The sequence below is a fragment of the Candidatus Omnitrophota bacterium genome (assembly GCA_041648975.1).
Classification (GTDB): Bacteria; Omnitrophota; Gorgyraeia; order 2-01-FULL-45-10; family 2-01-FULL-45-10; genus JAQUSE01.
Genome location: JBAZNZ010000002.1, coordinates 23,225 through 39,562 on the forward strand (window position 1 = coordinate 23,225; position 16,338 = coordinate 39,562).

14 protein-coding genes are annotated in these 16,338 nt (G+C 48.3%); 4 read left to right on the forward strand and 10 right to left on the reverse strand.

Translation table 11 applies throughout. The annotated features are described in order from the left end of the window. Window positions 1-94: 94 nt before the first annotated feature. From WC592_00735 to rlmN, 6 genes are all read right to left on the reverse strand, one after another. Entirely contained in the window at window positions 95-769 is a 675-nt protein-coding gene (locus tag WC592_00735; protein MFA4980982.1) for a hypothetical protein, read from the reverse strand. A gap of 153 nt (window positions 770-922) precedes the next feature. Then, on the reverse strand, window positions 923-3,307 hold the full coding sequence (locus WC592_00740) for a vitamin B12-dependent ribonucleotide reductase (protein MFA4980983.1): 2,385 nt from the start codon (window positions 3,305-3,307) through the stop codon (window positions 923-925). A 289-nt stretch (window positions 3,308-3,596) separates the two neighbouring features. Continuing rightward, window positions 3,597-3,803 (reverse strand): hypothetical protein, encoded by a 207-nt coding sequence (locus WC592_00745; GenBank protein ID MFA4980984.1) that lies wholly within the window; start codon window positions 3,801-3,803, stop codon window positions 3,597-3,599. A 619-nt stretch (window positions 3,804-4,422) separates the two neighbouring features. Further along, complete coding sequence (locus WC592_00750; protein ID MFA4980985.1) at window positions 4,423-5,922, reverse strand: glycosyltransferase family 2 protein; 1,500 nt, start codon at window positions 5,920-5,922, stop codon at window positions 4,423-4,425. After that, window positions 5,909-6,871 carry a PEGA domain-containing protein gene (locus WC592_00755; protein ID MFA4980986.1) on the reverse strand — a complete coding sequence of 321 codons (963 nt, stop codon included), beginning with the start codon at window positions 6,869-6,871 and terminating at the stop codon, window positions 5,909-5,911. The genes WC592_00750 and WC592_00755 overlap by 14 nt, the downstream gene beginning before the upstream one ends. Beyond that, window positions 6,872-7,945: a 23S rRNA (adenine(2503)-C(2))-methyltransferase RlmN gene (gene rlmN / locus WC592_00760; GenBank protein MFA4980987.1), complete on the reverse strand. Its 1,074-nt coding sequence runs from the start codon at window positions 7,943-7,945 to the stop codon at window positions 6,872-6,874. 134 nt (window positions 7,946-8,079) lie between these two features. Between rlmN and WC592_00765 the strand changes: the two genes are divergently transcribed. Further along, window positions 8,080-8,487 (forward strand): EamA family transporter, encoded by a 408-nt coding sequence (locus WC592_00765; GenBank protein ID MFA4980988.1) that lies wholly within the window; start codon window positions 8,080-8,082, stop codon window positions 8,485-8,487. Next, the gene (locus WC592_00770; protein MFA4980989.1) at window positions 8,484-8,861 is read left to right on the forward strand and encodes an EamA family transporter; all 378 of its coding nucleotides are present in this window, start codon (window positions 8,484-8,486) and stop codon (window positions 8,859-8,861) included. Before WC592_00765 ends, WC592_00770 begins: the two co-directional genes overlap by 4 nt. A 15-nt stretch (window positions 8,862-8,876) precedes the next feature. On the opposite strand, the gene WC592_00775 is transcribed toward WC592_00770, so the two are convergent. From WC592_00775 to malQ, 4 genes are all read right to left on the reverse strand, one after another. Continuing rightward, a complete protein-coding gene (locus WC592_00775; protein ID MFA4980990.1) occupies window positions 8,877-10,193 on the reverse strand; it encodes a hypothetical protein in 1,317 nt (438 codons plus the stop codon). Between the two features lie 8 nt (window positions 10,194-10,201). Next, entirely contained in the window at window positions 10,202-11,575 is a 1,374-nt protein-coding gene (locus tag WC592_00780; GenBank protein MFA4980991.1) for an aminotransferase class III-fold pyridoxal phosphate-dependent enzyme, read from the reverse strand. Window positions 11,576-11,616: 41 nt separating this feature from the next. After that, window positions 11,617-12,264, reverse strand: a complete 648-nt coding sequence (locus WC592_00785) for an MtnX-like HAD-IB family phosphatase (protein MFA4980992.1) — start codon at window positions 12,262-12,264, stop codon at window positions 11,617-11,619. A gap of 70 nt (window positions 12,265-12,334) precedes the next feature. After that, on the reverse strand, window positions 12,335-14,125 hold the full coding sequence (malQ, locus tag WC592_00790) for a 4-alpha-glucanotransferase (GenBank protein MFA4980993.1): 1,791 nt from the start codon (window positions 14,123-14,125) through the stop codon (window positions 12,335-12,337). Window positions 14,126-15,252: 1,127 nt separating this feature from the next. On the opposite strand from malQ, the gene WC592_00795 reads away from it, so the two are divergent. Together WC592_00795 and WC592_00800 are read left to right on the forward strand one after the other, a co-directional pair. Continuing rightward, window positions 15,253-15,453 (forward strand): cold shock domain-containing protein, encoded by a 201-nt coding sequence (locus tag WC592_00795; GenBank protein MFA4980994.1) that lies wholly within the window; start codon window positions 15,253-15,255, stop codon window positions 15,451-15,453. 110 nt (window positions 15,454-15,563) lie between these two features. After that, window positions 15,564-16,295: a ComF family protein gene (locus WC592_00800; GenBank protein ID MFA4980995.1), complete on the forward strand. Its 732-nt coding sequence runs from the start codon at window positions 15,564-15,566 to the stop codon at window positions 16,293-16,295. Window positions 16,296-16,338: the final 43 nt, after the last annotated feature.

Below are 16,338 nucleotides of genomic sequence, written 5' to 3' on the forward strand. Positions count from 1 at the left end.
ATTATAGAGGAAATAACCGCAGAATTCTATTCATAAAAAAAGCGAGGGGACGTCTTAAAACGCCCCCTCGATGAAAAAATAAATCCTGACTATCTTATTTCTTCAGGTTATCGACAATATCCTTAACGAACTTGCCGGCGATATCCTTGCAGCCAAGACCGAACGCGATCGCTATGCCCAGGCCGATCGACACCAATATCACATTCACTGCAAGCACTATCAGAGTCGACGCTATCTTCAGCTGTTCAATGGCTATAATGATCGCAAATATCACAATGACCATGTGCGTCACTTTAGCCAACAGCTTTGCCTTGTTTATACCGGCATTGCCGGCAGCCGTACGCACTATAGTAGCTATGAAATTAGCCAGGAAAGCCCCTACGATCATGATGAATATCGCGCCTAACAGGTTCGGCACGTATTCCACGAGCTTTGCCACAAGATCAGCGGCGATAGTTAGATTAAGCGTCCCTAAAGCCGTCGCCAACACTATCAATACGATGACCCAGTATATCACCGCCCCTATCAATTCGGACAGGGTTATCTTGATATCGCCGTGCGCCAGTACATTGGATATGCCTGCCTTATCGCTCGCCGAATCAAGCTGCGCGGCTTTAAGCACTCTTATAACTACCGCCTCTAACAACTTAGCGATAAGCCAGCCTATTACTAAAATAAAGATGGCGCCCGCTATAGTGGGTACGTAACTCCATACCCTCACCAGCATGGCCTTAACAGGATCGACCACAACAAACGTCAACCATTCCATACACACCTCCCCTTTTAAAGCTCTCGTCCGTCAAGATCGACAGCCGAAAGCCACCCCTTTTACGATCTTATGGTATATATTATTAAAAGTTTACCACAAAATCCGTTTTTGGCAAGGGTGGAAGGAAAAATTTTCCCGTTCGGGGCGCGGATCTTATCCGCACTTTGAATAACCGCAGGACTTGCAGATCATACACCCTTCGACATGCCATAAGGCGCTTCCGCAGTCCGGACATACGCCGACTATATTACCGGTCTTGGATTTTACGGCCTGCCCGCCTGTAATCGCCCCACCGGGCAGGCGGGCCTGCCCGCCTGACATTGCCCCCTCGGGCAGGCGGGCCTTTGCCACTCCTCCGGACCCTTCGGACGCTATCTGGGCGCTATTTTGGCCTGCTTGCGGCGCCGCAGTATCGGTCTCAGGCGCCTTTTTAGCCTTCTCATCCTGCATCCTTCTCTCTATAACGCGCGCTATGGCGTCGCTGCAGGAGAATATCCTGCCGCCTTTTTCCCAGCTGGGCGACGGGCACCTTATCCCGCGAAGCTGCTCGATGATGGAATTCGTATCTATCCCGCTCCTGAAGGCCAGAGAAACGAGCCTTCCGATAGCCTCGAGTTGGCTCATCGCGCATCCGCCGGCCTTACCCATGGAGGTAAAGAGCTCAAACGGCAGGCTCTTTTCATCTACATTTATCGTGACATAGAGATTTCCGCATCCTGTAGCTATCTTGGTCGTAGTGCCGGTTATGACATTAGGCCTTGGCCGCGGCACTATCTTCGTTTCGGAAGGCGCTTTTATATCAGGCGCAGCTGATCCGGATATATTCAATACCTGCTCTTCCCTGGATTTATCCCTGTAAATAGTCACGCCTTTGCAGCCGGTTTCATATGCCAGCATATATATAGAGTAGACGTCCTCCGTGGTAGCTTCGGTGGGAAGATTGACTGTCTTTGATACCGCGTTATTCGTGTACTTCTGGAAAGCCGCCTGCATCTTTATATGCCAGACGGCTTCTATGTCATGAGCCGTAACAAAAAGCTTCTGGGCGTCTTCCGGCACCTGGTCGAGTCCCCTGACAGTTCCCTTTTCCGCGATAATATTCATAAGTTCCGTTGAATAGAAGGACCTCTTTTCGGCTACTTCTTCAAAATAAGGATGGACTTCCACGAATTTCGTATTGTCCAGTATGTTCCTTATGTAGGAAATAGCGAATACAGGCTCTATACCGCTGGAACAATTGGCAATGATAGATAAAGTCCCTGTCGGCGCTATAGTCGTAAGCGTTGCGTTCCTGAGCGGCCTCGCGCCCGGCACATCGTATATGCTTCCGCGGAAATTCTGGAAAGCCCCTCTCTCTGCGGCCAGGTTCCGGGAAGCGGCCTGCGAAGTCTCCAGTATGAACTTCATTATCTTTTCAGCCATCTGTGTAGCGTTCTCCGAATCGTAGCTCACCCCTAACATCAGGAGCATGTCGGCGAAACCCATTACGCCGAGGCCGATCTTACGATTCGATTTGGTCGTATCCTCTATCCTCTTCAGGGGATAGCAGTTCATGTCTATGACATTGTCAAGGAAGTGGACAGCCTTTATTACGGTATTTCCCAGCTTTTTCCAATCTATCTCGCCGGAGGATATCATCCTGGCTAAATTTATGGATCCCAGATTGCAGCTTTCATACGGAAGAAGAGGCTGTTCCCCGCAAGGATTGGTCGATTCTATCTCACCCGCCTTCGGCGTCGGGTTATCCCTGTTGATCCTGTCTATAAAGACTATCCCCGGCTCACCGTTCTTCCATGCCATTCTTATTATCAGGTCCAGCACCTTCCTCGCGTTCAATTTCTGCACGCATTTCTTTGTGTGAGGATCGATGAGATCGTAATCTTCACCCTTTATGGCCCTCTTTATGAAATCCTCGGTGATCGCCACCGAGATATTAAAATTGGTTATCTCCTTGTCGCTCTCTTTACACGTCACGAACTCGATTATATCCGGATGATCCACCCTCAGGATGCCCATGTTGGCGCCCCTGCGCGTCCCGCCCTGCTTGACCGCCTGGGTCGCGGAATTGAAGACCTTCATAAAAGATACCGGACCGCTTGATATGCCGCCCGTTGACCGTACCGGAGAATTTTTTGCGCGCAGCCTGGAAAAAGAAAAACCGGTGCCTCCGCCGGATTTATGTATGAGGGCCGTATCTTTGATCGTCCCGAATATCGACTCCATCGAGTCATCTATGGACAGGACAAAACAGGCCGATAACTGCTGGAGATCCCTGCCCGCGTTCATCAGCGTGGGAGAATTCGGAAGGAATTCCAGGTTAGCCATCATATCGAAAAATTCGCGCTCGGCGCGCGCGACCTGCTCATCCGTTTTTCCGTAGTACTTATCGGCCGTCGCTATGTTCGACGCTACCCGGTGGAACAACTCCTCGGGCGTCTCTATGACCTTACCGTCGTCATCCCTTTTCAGGTACCTCTTCTCTAATACCTTCCTGGCGCTTTCCGACAACGCCGCCTTTCCGCCGCTCTTCTCTTCCATCTTATATTCTCCTATAAAATGATCGCTGTTTCTTGAATAAAATTATAAAAAAATACCGGAATATCGCTTTCCGGTCTTAGAATATACCATACATGACGTAATAAGTCAAGGGGAATACTATATATTGTGTTTTTCATGAGTGATGACACTATTAGTAGGGGCCTGTCTCCGGCGAGATTTTATGATCTATTTATGAATTCTTATTATTAAAATATAAAAGCCCGTGGTTTTAGTTCGATATCTCGCGTATCTAACAAATACCAAGGGCTCATTATTATAATTGTGAACTTTATTTTTTTTCTTCTTTTTTAAAAGCCTGTTCGTCTTTCATCTCGCTCACTCCGGCTATCACGGCTATGGCTCCCGCGAATATCATTATGGCTGGAACGATGCCTTTCAAGACAAGCATCGTCAAACCCCACCATCTGACCAGCCCTAACAGACCAAGAAGTGCGACAACGGCTCCGATAATCACGCTTAGATACTTACCCATCATCTCACCCCTCCTTTCTGATCGATCGCGAAAAAATTATATCACGCCGCAATTTCTGTTGCAAGAAAAAAGATTAAAAAAAATTTTCTGCTACTACTATTCTAACCTAAGCTTAGTTATGTGAGCACTGAAAATATTTCCCCTACGCTCTAACTACGGGGTCGGTCTTTGTTCAGTCGAAAAACGGGAGCCTGCGGCAACTCGGCCGGCGTCCCGCCTTCGGCGGGACGATAATCCGGCCTCGAACAGCCTTGGCTCTTTTAATATCAAAACATTGTTATATATAACCGTTTTTCTTCTTCACAAAGACCTAATATTTTCAATGTGCTCATCATAACGTCGGCTTAGGTTATCCAGCCTGCTGTAGCAAGAAAATTTTTTTACACACTCAGGTGGCAGAACTTTTGGGCGATTGCCGAAGCGAATGTCGTAAAATTTCGATACCTATTGGCGATATAGCAAGGACTCGCAAACCTGTCAACAGCATGCCCTCAGTCCGGGTTACGAGGCCATCGAAATTTTACCACAGCAAATTTACATGCCTAATGTAAATTTGCGGCGAGCGGAGGCAACGCCCGAAAGTTCACGCCGGACTGGGGTTGGGAGAAAAATTTTACGCGGATTATTTCTTGCGGGTCTTCTCGGTTACGTAGAACTGCATATACTTGCCCAGCATCAGGCGCGTCTGCGCGTCCACCGCGGGAGTCGAGCCGAGGACGGCCACGAAGAGCGGCGCGAAGAACCACTGGATTATCATGATGAGCCTCTTTTCGGGCTTCACATCCTTAGGCCGGGGAGGCAGCAACCTTATCGTTATGAATATGCAGACAAAGATCGTAAAGAGCGACACTCTGAAGAGCGCGGCAGAGACGCTGGGAAGGTTATATCCAATCGCCGTCTGCCTGAAAAGCCCGCCCCCGAAGATCAGCGGGAGCGGCGCTATGAACGTTATGATTATAGCCCATATCGCCCACGTATAGTGGCTCTCGAGGATATTGAACGCGCGCCTTATCTTCTTTATCAAGGGTATCTTCTTGTTATCCATAAAGCCCATCATCACATAAGGGAAATTCTCGACGCCCCATGCCCAGCGCCGTTTTTGTTTATACTGTTTTATTATGGTAGGCACTATGCCTTTCGCGGTAGCCACATCCATCGATACCGTCACGTATAGAGGTATAACGGAATAATCCCCGTCAAAATACAGGAAGCACTTCCAGTAAATCACCGAATCATCGGATATCATATCGACCGGCCAATACCCGACGTCAACCAATGTCTTGAAGCTCATGCTGTGGCTTGAAAAAGTGACGAACTTCTCCAGCCTCATAGTCTCTATCATCTGCATAAAACTCGATCCGAGCTCAAGGATGCGCGCTATCGACCGGGCATGCCAGATATTATTGTTGTAAACCGGTATCGGCTGGTAGCTCGAACGCGTCCTGTCGGGGTTGACAAGGTAATGATAAGTAAGGCATCCGAAATATTCTTTCTCCACGCACGTATCGGCGTCAAAACAGGATATTATGACATTCTCATAACCTATATTTTTGGAGTCCAGATAATCCTTAAGCGCCCTGGCGCCCCATGACGCGTTAGCGCCTTTGACCTTAACCTCGCCCGGTATATTATCGGGGTGTCTTGTTACCAGGAATCCCAAAAAGACGTCTTTATACTTATCCTTCAACAAAACGGCATTATCCCATACCTCCTGGCCGGCCCTTTCCTCTATGCTCAATACCACGGTCATCCTCTCTTTGGGATAATTTGCTTTCTCGAGCGCCGATATGGACGCCGTCAATATATCCGGCCCTTCTTTATATGCCGGAAAGAGGATTGCCTGATAAATACTATTATATTCTATCCCGTTCACCTTCTGTATGTTATTGCACTGGCCGATCCAGTCTATCTTCTTCTCTTTTTCCATCCTGCGGTACGCGAAGACCAGTAGCGTTGTCAGATAACATACCCTTATGACCCAGTACAGGTCGAACGTGATGACGAAGATGGCCACCCACACAGGCCTTACGAAAGCAAGCGCAAACAGGGTAATGAGCGTCGTCCATGTCAACAAACCAGGTATTATCTCGAAGAGGCGCTTATAAAACTTATCGTTTCTCATCCTGGGTCTCATCTTCCTTTTTCATTAAGAACTGCTTCAAGGAATCCAGAAACGTCTGCCGCAGGTCAAGCCTGTAAAGATGGCTCTTACCTGAATCTTTGCTTATATCCGTAAAATAAAGGGAGTCGGCGCTTCTGTCATAAAAAAGTCCCTGGGGCCTTTTATTGAATTTATAAAGCGTTATTATATTACGTTTCTCTCCGCCCCTGAGTTCTACCACCTTTATATCGCTTTCGGTGATCACTATAATATATCCGGAGCCGGAATACCAGAAGACGTCCCTGATCGGTTCTGTCGTGGTCATGACCTCTTCGACGCGCGCGGCGTCGCTTCCCTTTCCGTAGAGCGTCTTGTCCAGGTCAAGGTATACGACCGAAATAGCCCTTTCTGTATAATACAGGAATTTGTCGCTGTCAGGAGAGAATTTTTTTGCTATTATCCTGTCCGGCCAGTTTGAATACCGGGATATCCTGCTTGAAACGGTCCCGTCGATGCTCGATTTGAAGAGCCCTTTACCGTTCATATAATAGATATTGTTCTTGTCATACGCGACAAAATTGAATGTCTCGCGGTTACCTACCTTCTTTACATCCTGCGTGACCGGGAAGAGGACTATCCTGTCCGCCTTGGTCACCATATTAGGCCTTACCGCAAGCTCTCTTTCCCACGGATAAAAATCTTCCCGCCTTACCTCTACACGGTAATTGCCGGGCTTCAGCTCTTCCACCTGGGTAGGGGTAAGGGACGGGTGAAGTTTGCCGTTAACATATACGGAAGCGCCCGCAGGATGGCTATTAATATAAAGTATACCGGTCTTATATACTTTAAGCGCGTTGTAATCTATGTGATAGCCCAGCGAATACGATAATAATATAGGAAGCGTCACAAAAAACAGGACGACCGACAGGTAAAACGCCACCATCCTCTTCAATCTGTCGCTTTTTTTCACCTAAGCACCTTCTTCCCCCTGCTTATCCTTCCTTTGAAGGTGCAGGGTGGATATCCTGAGTTGGCCGCATCCGGCGTCTATATCTTCGCCTCTCGATTTGCGGTGAGTGGCATTTATGCCGTTTTGTTTCAATATATTGACAAAATCTTTCGCTTCCCTGCCCGAAGGCTGGCCGATCCCCGCCGCCGTCCGGTTATGAGATATGGTGTTCACCTTGCACTTAACTCCCTTTAACAATTTTGCGAGGCTGAGGGCATCCTGCGCGGAGCTGTTGACGTCTTTTATCAGAACATATTCAAACGTGATGACCCGGCCCGTCTTTTCGATGTAATCCACGCAAGCCCTCATGAGGTCTTTTAACGGATATTTTTTATTAACTGGCACGAGCTTCGACCTCACACTGTCATCGGCTGAATGCAGGGAGACTGAGAGCTCTACTTGAAGTCCCTCGCCCTTCAGCCTTTCTATCCCCGGGATTATCCCGCAGGTCGATATGGTCATCCTCCTTGCCCCTATGTTGAAAGCGACCTTGTCGTTAAAGACCCTGATCGAGCTCATCACATTATCAAAATTATCCATGGGTTCGCCTATGCCCATGAATACGAGATTCGTGATCGGAGGATCGGGGTTCTTCTCTCTCAAAAATATTACTTCGTCGAGTATCTCCGATTGCGCAAGGTTACGTATAAAACCCAGGCCGGCGCTGGCGCAAAAACTGCAGCCGTATTTGCAGCCGACTTGCGATGACAGGCAGGCTGTGGCCCTATTACCGTCCGGTAAAAACACCGTCTCTATCGTGTTTCCATCGTCAAGTTTCAGCAGATATTTTGTAGTGCCATCCAGCGAAGAACGTCTCGAGTCCGCCATCGCGGGATGCGTTATACGGAACTCCTCTTTCAGCCACTTGCGCAAGGCTTCCGGCATATCGGTCATCCCGTCGAAAGACTTCACGCCCGTTATATATAGATGCCTGAATATCTGGTTAGCCCTGTAAGGCTCCGCAGCCATTTTTTTTAACCTGGCCGCAAGCTCAGCCTTAGACAGGTCTTTTATATTTTCACGTATTTTATCCATGGATTAAGCGTTGATTGCGAAGGCGGACAAGAAAACATCTTGAATAATCTTTTATTTTAGTATAAAATCTGACGGAAGGCAAGGCTTTTAGTCATATGATATGATATACCGGATCCGTAAACGAGGCCCGATCGATGGGTAAGGTAACGCTCAAGGTCTTTCTTTTAATAGTAATGACGGACATCAATGAGTCCATTGCCCAGCTCTTCCTCAAAAAAGGTCTTGTTAATACCGGCGTTACGTCTGTAACGTTCCAGAACATGGCCGAATTCTTCTTAAAGGTATTCTCTTCTCCCCTTGTGTGGCTCGGCATACTGGTATTCCTTGTCAATTTATTGCTATGGTTGACCGTATTATCCCGCGTGGACCTTAGCGTAGCCTCTCCGGTCGGGAGCACAAGCTATATATTCGTTCCTATCCTGGCGGTATGCTTCCTCCACGAGACGATAAACCCCCTGCGTTGGGCCGGCATCGTATTGATAATAGCCGGGATCCATTTCGTATCCAGGAGCACTCACACGAAAGAAGACGGCGGTACATGATCAAGTTGAAGATAGTTATGCTGATATTGCTCGCGGAATTTTGGGGAGTCGCAGGGCAGATATTCTACAAGAAGAGCGTAAACTCCATAGAGACGCCTAATCTGCGCGATATTAAATCCTATGTAAAATTTCTCAAGAGTGTGCTGGCCGCGCCCGCTACGTGGATAGGTTTTTCTTTTATAACGGTCGGCTTCCTCGTATGGTTCCTGGTCCTGGCGCAGGCCGACCTCAGCCTTGCCTTCCCTATTGACAGCATGCAGTATGTGCTCACCCTGGTAGCCGCCCATATCTTCCTGGGGGAGAAAGTGAACCGCCTCAAGCTTACAGGCACCATACTCGTCATGGGCGGGATATTGCTGGTCGCTATAAGCTGAGGGCTTTCCAGACCTTCACCTTGCATAACGATCATCGATTATGCGAAGGAGTTTATGCTTGCCGGCCCTTAGAGTCGACGGCGGGTGGCAGGCAAACGCTATTTCGAATATGGCTATAGAATAATTTTTCCATAAGTCCGGGTAACGGTTCTTTATATTTTCCAATATCCTGGCTTCCGTCGCCTCCCTGAAAAAGCCATCCCTCAATTCGATATTAAATTCCATTATCTCTTTTATTCCGCGCAGCTTGAATACTATCTGCCAGTCGCTCGTCAGGCCATCTATGTCTTTTAGTATCTCTTCAAACATCAGCGGGTAGAGATTGCCGCCGGAGGCCACTATCAACTCATCCGACCTGCCGCGCATCTTCTCAAGCCTCCTGTACGGCATACCGCAGGCACAGGGTTCTTCCATTATCCTGCTTATATCCCCGTTCCTGTACCTGATAAGCGGCATCGTAGCGCGCCCCAAAGTCGTAAACGTGACCTCGCCGTATCCGTCTTTATCCGGTTCGGCTATCTCAACCATGAAATCATCCTCGTCGATGTGGTACCCGCCGCACTCAGGCGTCACCTCTCCGCCTATTATCCCGCCGGATTCGACGGACGCGTATACCATCTTCACCTTCGCTCCCTTCCATACTTTCTCCATCCAGGGCCTTGCCGCGTCAGGCATCTCTTCGGCGCCTCCTATAATGAGCTTCAGGGGGTAAGCGCCTTCCTTCTCCGCTATCTCGGTCAGTTTGATAAGCCACGTAGGCTCACCCAGGACGACATTTATATTGTAGATGGGGATCCTCTTGTAAACCTCCATGGGGTCGACCTTGCCTGCCGCAAGCGCGAAGATGCGCGACTTCTCGATCCCCTTCTGCGTCACCATGCCCGGTATCCATATGCAAAAGTCAAACGCGTTGACGAGGCGGTCTGTCGGCTTCAGCCCCCATAAAAAGAACCCGGCCGCGTTGAACCTGCCAATATGGTCGAGCTCCGCCTGCGTCAGATATATACGCTTATTCCTGCCTGTCGTGCCGGACGATTCGAAGACGGCCTCCGGCTTGCCGCAAATGAAATCTTCGGCCCTTTCCATTATATCTATTGGAGTCGTGTAGAAATCTCCCAGGTCCGATGGCTTATTTATTTTGCGGGGGTTAATCTTGAGGGAATCGAACTTTTCTCTGTAGAATCTCGAATTCCTGTAGGTGTACCTTACGATATGCTTGAATGACGCGTCCCGCTTCCAGTGAACGAGACGGCGTGGCGCTGCCTTTATAAAATTACTCAGGACTCTCGGAGGTGTGATCGAAACGATCTTATCCGCTATAGTCGAGAGCATATATAGCCTTAAACCTTCTTCAGTGCTTTTTGCAGCGCTTCCTCGAACAGATCCACTCCAAGGTCGATCTCTTTTTGCGTAATATATAACGAAGGCGCCAGCGTAAAAACGTTCTTATAATAACCGCCCACGTCCAATATTAGCCCGCGCCTCTTGCCGCCGGCAGTCAGCCTCCCGCCCAGGCCTATCTGCTCTATCGCGTCCGTCAACTCCTTATTAGGCGTATACCCGTCCTTCTGGCACATCTCTATCCTGAGCGCCATACCCAGGCCGTCTACATCACCAATAACTTGCGGATACTTCTTCTGCAGGCTCTTCAGGCGCGACACGAAATATTTGCCTTTCTTCGGCACTTCTGCGGCAAAATCCGACTCCGACAGCAGTCTCATCACCTCTAAGCCTAAAGCAGTGCCCTGCGGATTTGAAGAGAACGTAGAATGGGTAGACCCCGGAGGAAAAGCCTTAGGAGATATCAGTTTCTCTTTGGCCCATATGCCGGATATCGGGTTCATGCCGTTGGTAAGAGCCTTGCCGAATACCACTATATCCGGAGTGACGTCGAAATTCTCAATTGCCCAAAACTTCCCGGTCCTGAAGAAGCCCATCTGTATCTCATCGTCGACCATCAGAATCTTGTAATCATCGAGCACCTTCTTTAACCCCGGGAAATATTCGGCCGGAGGTATTGTATAACCGCCGGTCCCCTGGACCGCTTCAACGTAGAACGCGGCAAATTCGCATACGCGCGTCTTCTTATCGACTACCCCGTAATATTCTGATTCGAACAATTTCTCGAACTGTTTCAGGCAGTACATCTTGCACGTCTCTCTCTTCTGTCCGTAGAAACACCTGAAACAATAAGGGAAAGGTATGAATAGAGCCCTTTCCCCGAAATGGCCGTAATACTCCCTATATCTGAAACTGGATGTGATGGCGGACGCGCCGAGCGTCCTGCCGTGATATCCGCCCATGAACGCGAACATCAGGGATCTGCCGGAACTGCGCCTGACAAGCTTCAGGGAATCCTCAAGCGCCTGGGCGCCGCCCACATTGAAATGGACCCTGCCCTTCTCTTCAAATACGCGCTCCATCCTCTCCCCTATGCTTGCCGCAAGACGAATCTTCTCTTCATGGAGATACTGGCAGGCGAGCTGAGGAAGGCGGTCTATCTGCGCCCTGAGGGCGAGGTTGAAACGTTCGTTGCCGTATCCGAAATTCACCGCGGAGTAGATCATCTGTAGATCGAGGAACTCGACGCCCTCCCTGTCATATAGATAGCTGCCCTGAGCGCGCGCGAATATGTTGGGCTTGTCGACGTAATGGACCGTATCCCCCCATGAGCAATATTTCGCCTCCATCTTCAGAAGCTCGCCCTCGGTCATCCGCCTATCTGATATTAAGGCGTTAGTCTTTGATGTCCTGGTCATGGCATTCTCCTTTTAAAATATTCATAAATGTCTTTCAGGTTCTTGAAAGGAACATGCGGCAGCTTCTCTTCGCTGAAATGCTTCATCAGGTATCCTTTAGCGAAGACGATATCCGCCTCTTTGGACGCGCATACATCGGACAACCCGTCGCCTATATAAACCGAAACCGAGCCTTTTTTGAATTTTTTCACCAGCGTTGTCTTTTTGCAATGGGCGCAATCACCGCACCTTTTATTATTCAGCGGGAAAGACGGTATCAGCCTGTCTTTGGACATCCTTAACCTGTTTGAATAAACCGGCACATCTTTTATGCCGTTCTTGCGCAATACAGCGTTCAGGATATAATCAAAATTGTCGCTTACGATCATCGTCCTGATCTTTTTTGAGTCGAAGAACTTGATCAGCTTGTTAAAATAAGGATCGATCTCAACGGTGCCTATATAGTCATCCAGGGCTTCTTTCGTTACCCTGACGCCCTCCATCTGCCCCTTTAGGCAATCCCTTGAGCCGATCTCCCCATTCTTCCACTTCTTCTCGAGCTCAACCCAACGGTCATCGCTGGAATACCGTTCAATGAGGCCGTCCAACACATCTTTTGTGGTGATAGTATTATCGAAATCGAAAAACACGGTAGGTTTATTCATGGGATATAGTTTACACCAATTTATATCTTCTTACAAGTTGAAACAGAAAAATATGCGGGAAAAATATGTATCAACACCTGCCTGAAACCGAAACCATCTCTTTTATCTCTTTACAAACACCATGCTTTAAAAGCTCTTCCAAGTATAAGGGGATCGTAAGAGACCAATTGTCTTTGGATATGGTCCCGGGACGGTTTACCCTGTAAGCGTATAGATCCCCTTTATACAGGCCAGCCATGTTAAGATAATCCATAATAAGCTCAATGCAGAAGATCGAGCGGGAGCTAAGTGTTATCTTTAAGGCAGCGGCAATTGTGTCAGGGCTGGATTTTTCCTTCATTGACCCTTTAAGCTTAAAGCGCTGCCATAACTTCTCTTTCTCTTCATACGTGTTCTCATACATCTCTATAAAATCCCTTAACTCTTCCGGCCTTTTGCCCAGAATCCCTACTAACAAATCTACCGATCTTATACTGTCGAGCCATCTTAACCTGCCGTGTTTGGACCGGACAGGATCGAAAAGCCTGTCCTGCGCGGCTGAGTAATCTATATTACGGTCGAGCGATTTTCTTATGAATAGCGGTTGATCTACGGTTCCTGCCTCATTTTCCCACCACGCTGCCCAGTTCGTCGTATCGTGGGTAGACAACATCGCTACGGACATCTCACGATATTCTTCAGGATCAAGGAAATCATGCGTCTTTACCCAGTCTTTCGTCCAGCGCTGGACTTCATTGCCGGGAATAGCGAACTCTTTAAGCGTTTCAGGGCATGCCTTGGGTATCATGCCGAGGTCTTCGGCGCATAGGAGCATCCTGGTATTCCCGCACATCACCGACAGGATAGATACGCCGTGTTCCTTCCACAGGTGCTCATCGGAGGGATCAAATACGCCATTAAGCCCCTCATTCTCCTGCGGATCGTTATACGGGATACTCCATATACGGAAAAGGCCGACCACATGGTCCACTCTCAATATATCGTAAAAATTCTCCGCGAATTTGAGTTTCTCTTTAAGATATGTGTAGCTGTCCGCCGATATCTTGTCCCAGTCATACGTCGGCATCCCCCACCTCTGCCCTTTGGCGCAATACATATCCGGCGGCGCGCCTGCCGCAAAATCCAACTTGAAAAATTCCGGGTGGGACCAGACATCCGCGCTGTCCCTCGATATCAGTATGGGCAGGTCGCCGCACATCAGGACGTTCTTAGAGCCGGCGCATGACCTGGCTTCGGCAAATTGTCTATATGCGACCCATTGAGACCACTTCTGGAAATCGACCTCTTTTCCATGTTTTTTTGCGAATATAGCAAGCTCGCGGCCATCATGTTCTTTATAACGCTCTTCCCATTCATACCATGGCTTACCCTTATGGAACTCTTTCAGGACCTTAAATAGGGCAAAATCGTCAAGCCAATATGCGTTATGATCCGAGAATTTTTTAAGATCTTTAGCGTCTCCGGCCCCTTGCGCCGAATATATATGCCGCAGGAGTTTTATCTTTTCATCTTTGATCTTATAATCGACATGCTTTTGCCCGGAAGGATTGGCCTTTCTTGCAGCCTCTATTTTAGCTTGGATGGTTTTGTCGCTCGCCCCCGGGAGAGCGACTAAAGATATGTACATCGGCTCAAGCGCAAAAGAGCTCACCGCGTCGTAAGGGCAAAAGGTCGATCCCGTTTCGTTCATCGGCAGCAACTGAAGTATAGAGCAGCCCGACTTATGGCAGAATTCAATCAGGAGTTTCAGATCATCGAAGTCGCCGATGCCGATGCTGTTCTTCGAATATACCGAAAAAAGAGGCGCCAGTATACCGGCCCTCTTCTGCGTCCCAGCCTTATTCCAGGTATTTTTTGTCATGGACACTATATTATATAATTATCTCCTTTAGGTCAAGTTAAAAGAGGACAAGAAATCCTTTCGCTTCGTTCATCTGCACGTCAAATAAATTTTATGGGTCCTGCTTCTAACCTAAGCCTCGTTATTCGAGCACTGAAAATATTCCCCAGCGCTCTAATACTTGGGTCGGTCTTTGTTCAGTCGAAAAACGGGAGCCTGCGGCAACTCGGCCGGCGTCCCGCCTTCGGCGGGACGATGATCCGGCCTCGAACCCTCCTTCGTCCCGCCACCTTTGGCGGCGGTACTTCGGAGGGATTTCGCCGAAGCAATCTATGGTAATACTACGGAATGCGAAGGCGAACAGCCTTGGCTCTTTTAATATCAAAACATTGTTATATATAACCGTTTTTCTCCATCACAAAGACCTAATATTTTCAATGTGCTCATCATAACGTCGGCTTAGGTTTATAGCTGCCCAGACATCAGTAACTCCGGGACGTTTCTATCTGGAAATTTTTCGGGTGACGCGGCTTGAGACTTTTTATGATAAGGGCGAAGTATGGATGGGGTGTCCCGAATACAGCAAGTGTAGTTCGGGCATATAGATACGCGCTTATATATACCACGGGATTGTAAACCCGTTCCTGCCTTTATGCTTACGGGTGGCAGGAACGGATGGGGTGCCCGAATGTTAATGACTGTGGTTCGGGATACATAGATACGCGCATAGAATATACCGATATCTAATGACTGAGAGTCAAGTTAGACCGTTATCTACCCCGCATAGTATAAAGAAATAGGGAGATTGTAAACCCATACGAGCCCTTTAAAAGAAAAAGTCTCAGCCGCGGCAGGACCCGAAAAATTTAATCCTACATGGGCTAGTGTCCGGAAGCACGCGGCAGACTGGGGATGGGCGAAAAATTTCAAATTTCAAAATTTCTGTTGACATAACAGGAGTGCCGTGGTATATTATTACTGCAGTTAAGAAGGATAGGAGATCTTGGACCGTAAGGCTGGATTGACCGACCTTGCGGTTTTTTTATTCGCTGTCGCTGTCATAGGCGAATAATCCGCCAACGCTTTATGGCGGATGATCATTATCCCGTATTTGCTGCAATTTTCAGCGAAAGGAGGCAACAAGATCAATGGTTAAAGGAAAAGTAAAATGGTTCTCAAACGAGAAAGGTTATGGGTTTATTACTCCTGAAAACGGAAATGATGTATTCGTGCATCACACTTCGATTCAGGGTGAAGGCTATAAGTCTTTGGAGGAAGGCCAGGATGTCGAGTTAGATATCGTGCAGGGCCCCAAAGGCGAACAAGCTGCAAACGTAGTGAAGTTATAACCGGGTGAGAATAATAAACCATCTTCCTGATTTTATTCAGGAGGGTGGTTTTTTTATTTCAAATACCGCTCAATTGACAAGGCCGCTTTAAGCGTGCTATGATATCCCGTATGACACAGGCTATAGTCACTATAGCAAAAAATTTCATGAATCTGCTGTATCCTATGCGGTGTTACGCCTGCGGGAAGGATCTCGAAGCGTTGAACAAATACGGCGTCTGCGACGACTGCGTTAGCCGCATACGAAAGAATCCAGCGCCGTTCTGCCGCATTTGCGGCCGCCCCGTGGAAAAAAGTTCATGTCTGTGCGCCGAATGCAAAAGATCGGCCCCGTTTTTCGACAGGGCGTATTCGGCGTACCTTTATGAAGGCGTACTTAAAGAACTTATCCATAAATTCAAATATAATGGCAAGATACGGTTATCCCGCATATTGTCAAAACATACGGCTGACTTTATTGAAGATAACGGCGATATAGTTAAAGATATAGACATTATAACCTGCGTTCCGCTGCAAAATAACCGTTTAAGGGAGAGAGGCTTCAATCAGTCCAGGATACTGGCTTTCAATATATCCGAAAGGGCCGGGATTCCGTTTGCCGATACATTGGAAAAGCGCGTATCTACAAGACACCAGAATGAGCTGTCCAGGGACGAAAGGCTGTCCAACCTGAAAGGCGCATTCGCGGTCAGGGCTGAGGCAGACATCTATGGCCTTGCTGTATTATTGATAGACGACGTGATGACAACGGGGGCGACCCTGAGCGAATGCTCCAGGGCGCTCCGGGATGCCGGCGCCAAAGAGGTGCGTTGTCTTACACTGGCGCGGGGCGTTGGAAATTGACATCAACTTAATCACTTAATTACTTAATCGCTTAATAGCTAAG

Excerpts from the sequence above, each read along its gene's own strand:
- WC592_00750 (MFA4980985.1), bottom strand. The coding sequence starts at position 5,922 with ATGAGAAACGATAAGTTTTATAAGCGCCTCTTCGAGATAATACCTGGT.
- WC592_00780 (MFA4980991.1), bottom strand. The coding sequence starts at position 11,575 with ATGACCGAGGGCGAGCTTCTGAAGATGGAGGCGAAATATTGCTCATGG.
- WC592_00745 (MFA4980984.1), bottom strand. The coding sequence starts at position 3,803 with ATGATGGGTAAGTATCTAAGCGTGATTATCGGAGCCGTTGTCGCACTT.
- rlmN (MFA4980987.1), bottom strand. The coding sequence starts at position 7,945 with ATGGATAAAATACGTGAAAATATAAAAGACCTGTCTAAGGCTGAGCTT.
- WC592_00770 (MFA4980989.1), top strand. The coding sequence starts at position 8,484 with ATGATCAAGTTGAAGATAGTTATGCTGATATTGCTCGCGGAATTTTGG.
- WC592_00785 (MFA4980992.1), bottom strand. The coding sequence starts at position 12,264 with ATGAATAAACCTACCGTGTTTTTCGATTTCGATAATACTATCACCACA.
- WC592_00775 (MFA4980990.1), bottom strand. The coding sequence starts at position 10,193 with ATGCTCTCGACTATAGCGGATAAGATCGTTTCGATCACACCTCCGAGA.
- WC592_00800 (MFA4980995.1), top strand. The coding sequence starts at position 15,564 with ATGACACAGGCTATAGTCACTATAGCAAAAAATTTCATGAATCTGCTG.
- WC592_00765 (MFA4980988.1), top strand. The coding sequence starts at position 8,080 with ATGGGTAAGGTAACGCTCAAGGTCTTTCTTTTAATAGTAATGACGGAC.
- WC592_00795 (MFA4980994.1), top strand. The coding sequence starts at position 15,253 with ATGGTTAAAGGAAAAGTAAAATGGTTCTCAAACGAGAAAGGTTATGGG.
- WC592_00740 (MFA4980983.1), bottom strand. The coding sequence starts at position 3,307 with ATGGAAGAGAAGAGCGGCGGAAAGGCGGCGTTGTCGGAAAGCGCCAGG.
- malQ (MFA4980993.1), bottom strand. The coding sequence starts at position 14,125 with ATGACAAAAAATACCTGGAATAAGGCTGGGACGCAGAAGAGGGCCGGT.
- WC592_00735 (MFA4980982.1), bottom strand. The coding sequence starts at position 769 with ATGGAATGGTTGACGTTTGTTGTGGTCGATCCTGTTAAGGCCATGCTG.